This is a genomic window from Dyadobacter sp. CY261, assembly GCF_021440085.1.
GTDB lineage: Bacteria > Bacteroidota > Bacteroidia > Cytophagales > Spirosomataceae > Dyadobacter.
On the sequence record NZ_JAKCPW010000002.1, the window covers coordinates 647,762 to 656,715 of the forward strand.

At 45.8% G+C, this 8,954-nt stretch carries 5 protein-coding genes; 3 read left to right on the plus strand and 2 right to left on the minus strand.

Features of this window, described 5'->3' with window-relative positions; translation table 11 throughout:
• Nucleotides 1–12: 12 nt before the first annotated feature.
• Together LZD49_RS09905 and LZD49_RS09910 are read right to left on the minus strand one after the other, a co-directional pair.
• Complete coding sequence (locus tag LZD49_RS09905; protein WP_234667179.1) at nucleotides 13–2,460, minus strand: SdrD B-like domain-containing protein; 2,448 nt, start codon at nucleotides 2,458–2,460, stop codon at nucleotides 13–15.
• 645 nt (nucleotides 2,461–3,105) lie between these two features.
• Nucleotides 3,106–6,303, minus strand: coding sequence for an RHS repeat domain-containing protein (locus tag LZD49_RS09910; RefSeq protein ID WP_234667180.1), 3,198 nt, complete (start codon nucleotides 6,301–6,303; stop codon nucleotides 3,106–3,108).
• Between the two features lie 570 nt (nucleotides 6,304–6,873).
• Between LZD49_RS09910 and LZD49_RS36030 the strand changes: the two genes are divergently transcribed.
• The 3 genes from LZD49_RS36030 (at nucleotide 6,874) to LZD49_RS09920 (ending at nucleotide 8,878) form a co-directional block, all read left to right on the plus strand.
• On the plus strand, nucleotides 6,874–7,140 hold the full coding sequence (locus LZD49_RS36030; RefSeq protein WP_409021310.1) for a helix-turn-helix transcriptional regulator: 267 nt from the start codon (nucleotides 6,874–6,876) through the stop codon (nucleotides 7,138–7,140).
• Between the two features lie 683 nt (nucleotides 7,141–7,823).
• Entirely contained in the window at nucleotides 7,824–8,252 is a 429-nt protein-coding gene (locus LZD49_RS09915; RefSeq protein ID WP_234667181.1) for a phage integrase SAM-like domain-containing protein, read from the plus strand.
• Nucleotides 8,253–8,659: 407 nt separating this feature from the next.
• Nucleotides 8,660–8,878: a tyrosine-type recombinase/integrase gene (locus tag LZD49_RS09920; protein WP_234667197.1), complete on the plus strand. Its 219-nt coding sequence runs from the start codon at nucleotides 8,660–8,662 to the stop codon at nucleotides 8,876–8,878.
• Nucleotides 8,879–8,954: the final 76 nt, after the last annotated feature.

The following is an 8,954-nucleotide window of genomic DNA, read 5'->3' on the forward strand; positions in this document are numbered from 1 at the left end:
AATGGGATTGGTTTACTGCTTGATAATCGTTTCGGAGACTTTCATGTTACCGTCTTGAATCGCGATAATGTAACTGCCGGGTGGCTGATGAGTCAGGTTAAATTTACTTTGGTAGCGCCCTTCATTCAAGTCGGCGCGCTGAGTCATCAAAGGGCGGCCGTTAATGTCCGTCAGCACGAGTTGAATACTTCCCTGATTGTTTTTACTGCGGTAACGAATAAGTACGTAATCTGATGCAGGATTTGGTGACACAACCAGACCCCGATTCTCCAAATCCAGCGTGTCAGCCTGTTCTTCGGCAGTTAATCTGGCGGTTACCTGAGGTTTATCTAAGCAGCGAAAACCAAAGTCTAAGTCATGAATATTCTCACCCGGAGCATTTGTCGTGAATTTGATAACGGCATATTGGTTAATTAACATGGCGTCACTGTCGATCTCGCGATTGCTACCTTGCAGGCTATTAGTTGGTTTTAGTTCGGCGTATGCAGCCTGCCTGATGGCGACCCGAAGCTCGTATGCCGTCCTGGGTTTAATACCTCCTAACACCAGCGTATCGTTGAAGGCGTAATGTCCGAGGCTATCCGTCCTGACAGTAGCCAGCAACGCATCGCCTTGAAACAAACCTACATTTATATTTGCCAAAGCGGTTTCATCTGCGTCCTGAATGCCATCTTCATCGCAATCCTGCCAGATGCGATCACCTATTTCGGTAGGAGGTACTTCGGTGATTAATTCTATGTCCCCGACATTATTGGATTTACCAAACGGATTAGTTTGGTTTTTAGGTAGCAGCGAGAGGCCCTTTACGGCTGCGCCGGTACTATTGTCAAACCATTTGACTCCTCCACCCAAATATCCTCCCTGCTCAGGCTCCCTGGCCGCTACCAGCAGTTGGTCCTGATCCGGCAGAAGTGCCAATCCACCCGCCGCGGTTTCCTGGTGCCAGGTTATCCCACTGGCTTTAAAGGCGTCGCCGAAGTAAAATTCACCGCCTTGGGGGCCTTCTCCATTACCCTGGCCGGCAGATATCCGGTCGCCAGCCTGACCATTATGCTCTAATTCATACCGGTTTGTTGCCCGCTCGTTGCCACGGTAGGCAACGCGGAGCACATCGCCGCCCGCCAGGCCACGGACCTGTTGAAGTTGGCGCATACCTTTGGGCCGGTATAGTTGCCCCTCACCCGTCTGATGACCCAAGCGATCCATCAGGCCTAAAATCATAGATCCATCCGTATCAAATTCAATGTCGGCCAGAATTGGTTGAGGATAAATCATCCACCCGCTGTTGTTTGCCAAAACGGCTTTTTGATAATCATCAGTCCAGGGACGCCATCCGGATACACCGTAGTCAAGCGTGCCTCTCGTGTAATTAAGGGGCATACTGAAGACCGTCTCAAATTTCTGGCGAACAGGATCGAAAGCCAATACGGTTGCACTCAGGTCGGCATCTTTTGCTTTTTCACCAGTAGCGTCGCTGACAATTCCTACGTAAACTTTGCCCCCATAAAATTTCACGGCAAAAGGCCTGGTTACTCCGTTACGTCCGACTGAGGGAACGGCGTAACCTGCAATGTCGGCTGCCGTAGGTGCTCGTTCAGTGGACGAAAGGGCGATTTTATAGAGCTTACGGTCGAATAGATTAATCACCCAAAGATCCCGCCCATCGTCGGAAACATCAATGCCGCCCAATCCGGTTTTACCGACGAACGAAAACATCAGAGAGTCGTGACTGAACACGCTTTCTTTGCTGGATACATCGCGCAGGTAATTAGCGGGTGCCGCTGGAATTCCTAACGCTGATAAATCAACAAATGGCTTTACATCCTGTTTTTCAGGATTAATTACGTAGATGCCGCCAAGCCCCAGGGGACCTGCCGGGCTGTGGCGCTTTGCAAACGCGGTGGCAAAGAGTCGTCTGCTGGTGCGATCGTAAGCTATGCCCCATAAAGAACCTACCTGGGCGGAATTGGCCAGTGTTATTGCTTTTCCGGTTGTCGAATCGCCGGCCTGGTAACTTACCAAAGCAGCCTGCGGTTCCCCAGTCTTTTTTGGATTGCTCGTTGTATAGAGCGATTGGACGGCCCGGGGATGGCCGCCAACAAATTGACCAGGTTGCCATAAGTCCAGATTGGCCGACGCAGGACTTGTGAGAAACTTTACCCTGCTTTGGCCGGGAGCTGGGCTAAATCCTTGTGGTAGTTGGTCGAATTCAAGCCGAACGCGCTGACCGTCAGGCACGTCGAGTTGGTAATACCCCATCGCATCGGAGGAAGCGGAGGTAAGAAATTTACCTTGAGCATCATAGGCTCTGACACTCACTTTCGTAAAACCCCCAATGGGTCGGTCTCTTGAAAGTTGAGGAGATGAATACCGATGGACATAGCCTGACACTTGGCTAAACAGAGGATTCTGAGTAGCAAGACAAAGGTTAACCAGGATTAATAAATACAGCTGTTTCATAAAAAAGACGGAAATACTTAGAGAAAGATTATGGAAAAGCAGTTTGTTGGAAAAAAGGGATTCTACTCCAACAAAATTGGTGCTTCAAGACCTGGGATAAAATGCTCCCTTGGGGTTAGTTTGGGTGTATTTTAGGGGGGATAGTCTTCCTGGGGATAGGGAGTGTAATGTAATGGGAGGGGACTGTATATAAAAAACAGTCTATATTGGCAAGAGTTGAAAGGCTCTTACGCGATATAGACTGTTTTTGTTTATTTACCAGTTTTTGAAATGGTGTCTAAAATCTTTTTACATAAAAGAGCAACACGCAGGATAAGGTCAAATACAAAAATAAAACTAGTAAACCGACGATTCCAGCTCGCTTGTATTTATTATGAACCTCCTCAAAATTTATCAATGTCACATTTGCACGCCATAACAATCCTGCCAGTATCAAAGGGAATATCTTTTCGAATACGCTATTTCTAAGTGCTTCAATATCGAAAAGCTCTCGAATGAAAACGTATACAGTAACCCCGTTAAGTATCTGAAAAATTAACAGAAAATATATTGCATTATCCTTGGGATCGGGATTGATCTTTGTACTAACCAACAATCGATAAGTTTGATAGTATAAATATCTGAAAGGTTCCATAGAGATTTGTGTCAGTAAGGTCTTGTGGGTAACCCTAATGCTCTTTCTTGTTTTTGATAATTAGCTCCTTGCTCCATCGCATTTTCCCATCCAATAGTTTTGTCAATAATAGTGTAGCCGGCACCCAGAACAAAGCCTTCCACTGAGCCAATTAAGACTGCTGCCGCTGTAACACCGATATTGGTCATAGTTTTGAGGTCACTTTGTTCACCGTTGCTCCAAGCCATTGCGTCAAACCCTACACTAGCGACTGTCGACCATTTTCCGAGTGTTGCTAAACTACTAACTTTCATCCCATTTATAGTTTTCCATTCTGTAAGGTAAAATTTTGGTTTCATATTTTTCAAAAGGCGATACGCCTTCACCCCTTTTATATCTGTCGCATAACCAACCGCTGTTCCAAACACTGTATTTGCATCTCCCAAATTTGACCAGGACAGGGGAGCGGCACTTTTCATTACTTCAGAATCAAAATTTGGACGTAGCTGACTATTCCCGCTACTTTTGCCAAATTTTGGAACATAAAGGGTAGGTGTTGTACCTGAATCCTCTGACTTCTCCCAGTGAGTTATCCATTTCTCCCCAGTCCACGTATATGATCCATATTGGGTTTCGACATTCGTGCCCGGCGCGTAGTTAGCTCCTGAATCAGGGTGCATGCCCAATGGATCAACCATTATTGCCGGGTTATTTAACACATAAGTATACGGTGACACATTCTCATCGAGCTCGCTCAGAGGATCGACCGCCATCCACCTACCAATGCTTGGATCATACATCCTCGCACCATAATCTAGCCATTCCGTCTCAGGCTGTTTCTCCTTCCCGTTGTAAAGATACTTGTTTTTATCAACCCCTGTTCGCTGTATCGGTAAACCAAACGCGTAGTATTCCGTCTCCTGGATCACATTGCCGGTCTCATCCATCACCGAGCGCACGTTTCCAAGATGATCCCGCAGATAGTATTGAGGCAGGAAGTTTGTCCCGTCTTTGACAATCTGCCCTTCCTCTACACCAATGCGCAGCAAGCTGTTCTCCGCGCGATACTCGAACGTTCCCGCATAATATGTATTGACGTTATCCGGCGCTTCACTCTTAATTTTTACTCCACTGGCATCATACGTATACTGTACCGTGCGGCCGTTACGCACGACAAGCCGGGGCAGGTTCAGTAAGTTATAATTGATCCCGTCGGTCGTATTAGTTCCTATGCCCCGGTTTAAATCCCGGACCAGGTTTCCATTGCCGTCGTAGACAAACTCGTCATCCGCGTTGGCTCCATTGAGAAACCCTTTAACAGCTTGGTTCTGATTATCCTGCGCGTCGTTCACACGGTGTAATTGGTTGCCGCGATACAAATAGCTTAATTGGTCGATGGTAGCAGTATTGTACTTGCGCGTCAGGCTTTCCAGGTTTCCGTTAGCATCGTAGCTGATAGGCGATTCGTCGTAGTTCGCAAAATTGCCGGTACCCGTAGCGCCTGTCAGTCGGCTGGATTTGTCGTAGCTTAAACTCATTCCGCCACTATTGCTTTTGGTTGCCCACGACAGGCTATTGATATTACCGTTGTCCTGGTAATTCAAGCCCAACGTAAAAGGCTGTCCCGTGCTGGTTTGCTCATTGCCTAGCCAGCCTCGCGGTGTGTACTTGTAGCCCAGAATTTGCACTCCTGCGTGCAGGGATTTGGTCCCCACCTGACCCACTTCATTATAAAGCTGTTCCGCCTGGGTGTAGGTTTTTTTCTGAACACCTCCTTCATAAAGTATCACATCGGTCTTGCTTAGCCGGTCGCCATGATCGTAAGTAAACGTCTTGGCCACCTTGTAGGTTACACTGCCGGTCTCCTGTGTAGTCCATTCCTGCTCGGGCTTGCCATCGAAGGCCAGTTTATAGCTCACACGCTCAAAAGCACTACTGCTAAATCCGTACAACTGGCGTAGTGTCTGGATAACCCGCTGCTTGTCATCGTAATAGATCACGGTCTGCAACCACGCTCCATAGCCGCCATTGGGAAGCAATACCCTGGCATCCTGGCCGGTATTCAAACCTATACGGTTGGCCGTCGGGGTTTGCGCAAAGGCAACGCCGGTCATGCCAGGCTCGGCGGCATAGGCTCGAAAAGGAGTGAATGCATAGTTGTCGTAGTAGGTCTTCAGCAGCGGTTCCGGGGTGTCGCAATTGCCCGTCTTACACAGACCCATCTCGATCTGACGATTAAGGTTGTCGTAGATATAATAAAACTTCTGCCCGCGGCCATCGGTGCTGCTTTTAGGCAGGTCCGTGGTACCGATGTAATCAATTTGATTGGCATTGCTGCCAGGTAGTTTTTTTTCAACCACCCGTCCGTACTCATCGTAGCGGTACAGGAATGCATGCCGGCTCAGATCCGCTTCGTTTTGATAGCCCGGTTGGAGTACTGCCCGAAGCTGATTTTTCTCATCGTAGGCGTAGTATGTGTCCAGATTAACATCCTGAGGGAGTCCCTGAACAATTTTGCTGGTAAGTGTCCGCTTGAGAACGACCCGGCCAAGCCGGTCCAGGTACTGGGTCACCCTGCCACCTGCCTCGTCAACAGTGCGCGTGTAAGTCAACTCGCCAGCCGCGTATGTGCTGTTCGACAGAATATCGACCAGACCTGTGCCATTGGCCCGGTAGTATTTGACTTCATTGGCTACGTTTACACCATGGAACTGCGTAGAATTGTTAGTGGCCCCTGGTGCTTTACTGCCGGTAATCCGGTTGAGCGGCGCACTTTCGTAAAAAGTTTGGGTTGAAAATGTTTCTGGGACAGCACTAGCTGCAATTGGAGCTGACACCTTTTCAGTGTCGGTGTAGTAGGTTTTGGCTCTGGCTTTAATATCACTGCTTTCGCGAAGCTGTCCACCGTTGGAATTCATCGCTGTGGGTAAAAATGTCCGGACGGGCCGCTGCAGTGCGTCATACTCGATTAGTGTGACGATGTCGGCCTTGGAGCCGGCTCCAAAGGCAGCTACTTGTTGGGTCGGCTTGCCTAGCCCATCGAAGTAGGAGAGCTGGCTTGCAGCCTGATTGGCCGTAGCAGTAAAGTTGGTACCAGCCAGGTTTTCGGTAATGCCAGCCTGCTTATAGGTGCGGCTGATGATGTAATTGGCCGTGGGAGTCTGTGCCAGGCCAAAATAGGAGGTAGTAGCTAGCCAACCCAGGGCCAGCCATCGATAAAGATAATTCATACTCAAGGCTTCGCGGAAAAAATTGGAAAATGTCTTCAGTGCAAGCTTTGGCAGGCACTATATGGAGGACAAAATTGAGGTTCTCCGCGTCGGGTTTCAATCACCCGGAAGGGGCAAGTTGGGGGTGTTTTAGGGGTAGTGATAAGAAGCAAAGTAACGCCTTAACTTGCCAGGAGATGTGTCAGCTTATTAACAAAGGATAAAACTCTAAAATGAGCAATGGTAACAAGTCTGCTGCGCCTGGAAAAGGCCCCATTTGTATCGATGGAATAATCGAAAATTGTTGTTTCAAAATAGAACAAGGCAGTATTTAACTATTTTACAAAAGAACAGACTATTCATTTTTAGGTTTTTGCTGCCCCCAAACTGCTCCTAAATTGCCCCTTAGGGGTAATTGCCATTTGCACATCTGTAAATTTGCTTTGTAGAACTATTTTTAATGATATGCGTTAGAACACATTAAGTTTAAAATAATATTCTTTTATAGCACTCAAGCGAACGAATCCAGGTGTATTGTCCCACTTTATTAACAGATATTCAATATTTAAGAGTATGATTATGAGTTCATTAATGCCCCGATTTAATTTACCTTCACCCAACGATGTTCCTGCTCTTGCGCAATTAACTTCGCAAGAACGCAAGATACTATTAATGACTCTCAATGATTACTCTTGTAAGGAAATCGCTGATTCGTTAAATATTGCTTTCGAAACTGTTAAACGGCACCGGAAGAATATTATCCGCAAGTTAGAAGTGAGTGGAAAAACTGAATTTCGTCGATTGCTGTACCTATGGACAGTGAAATCTTTAGCTAGTATACAGAGAGATGTGCAGTGAATGCATTTACGACTTGGCGGTATTGCTGGAATTTCGAAAACTGAACCTCAATAGTATTATTATCTTTTGAAGTTTTCGATTGTAGCTAAGTAGATGATATTATGTACGCACCTTGCGCGACTATGTGGTGTGTTTCCTCTCAGTCGGATGACAGTAGGAACTACAACTATTCGTTCCCAACGGGAAGTTTCAACCAATTCAAGACACTTGCCAACAGTTATAACTTGGCAAGGAATATGTGGAATTTGTTTCAAAATACAGGCTGTTAGGAGTGTTTTATTATTAGCCTCAATTTCTATGTTCAAACAGCGCCGCCAATTTCCTCAAATCTTCGATCAAAAGGTTCGACTTTTGTACCGTAGGGTGCACAAGTAAGATAATCAAAAAATGACAAACCCTGCAAATCAGTTATTTGTGGGGTTTTGTCATTTTAAAAATCAACCGAAATTATTCAATTTTCCGCATAATCTTGGTGAGTAAAGCGAGAGTCAGTCTATTTTGATGAAAGTACTCACCAGAAATGCTTCAAAATTTTGAGTGCCAACTTGTTCACTAGGTAAACATCTTGACATGGATGGCCTGCAAATCCTATATTTATTCACTAAAACAGGATTTGTCATGGTAAATAAGAGTTTTAATTTATTATTCTATCTTAAAAAGCCATAGGGTTATAAGTCAGGTAATTGTCCAATCTATTTGCGGGAAAGATTGGCCAAAAGGAGGAAGTGAGAAGCCTAAATGCTTACCTTGATAGCCTCCAGATTAAAATTTTTGAGATTCAATGTGCCCTTCTAGACGGTGGTAAAGTCGCGACCGTGCAGCTGGTTAAAGACAGGTTCTTAGGAATTGAAGAAAAACCTGTCATGATTCTGGATGTTTTCAGGGAGCACAATGACCAGATGCTTGCCCTTGTAGGAAAAGATTACTCTATAACTACATTTAATCGCTATGAGGCTGCGCGAGGGAATGTGATGAAGTTTTTGCTACATAAGTTGAAAGTGAAGGATTTGCCGATCGAGCGCCTTGACTACGGATTTATTTCCCATTATGCGATTTATCTGAAAGTGACTAGGCATATTTCGCACAACACTGCGATGAGGTATCTCAAGTAGATAAAGAAGGTCGTGCTGCTATGCGTAAAGTTCGGCTGGCTAAGTAGAGATCCTTTTTTTGCGTACAAAATTTCCTTTAAGGATGTAGACCATCGCCCCTAGATGAAGACGAGCTCTCGCGTATTTCTAGCAAGAACTTTGATAACTTCCGACTTCAACGAGTACGGGATATCTTTCTTTTTTGCTGCTACACAGGTTTGGCATATATGGATGTGCAAAAACTTCGGCAGTCGGATATAATCGTTGGCTTTGATGGCAAAAAATGGCTGTCCATCAAAAGGCAGAAAACTGGGACGCCCTCGTGAATTCCGCTCTTGGCTGTTCCAGCAAACATAATAGAAAGGTACAAAGACGATCCTGCGTTTGTAAACGAGGCGCGCCTCCTTCCTGTACTTACTAACCAGAAGATGAATTCCTACTTGAAAGAAATTGGAGACGTCTGTCAAATTAATCGGCCCATAACTTTCCATTTGGCCAGGCATACTTTCGCGACGACAATCACTCTATCAAACGATGTGCCGATCGAGACTGTTTCCAAGATGCTTGGGCATAAAGATTTGAAGACTACACAAATTTACGCAAAGATAGTTGATCGGAAAGTTAGCAATGATTGTAAGCTTCCCTAAAAACAGAGTGGTGATGAATTAGACAAATTTTCTAATTTTAATCTGCTATGAAACGAAACACATTCACAGAAACTCA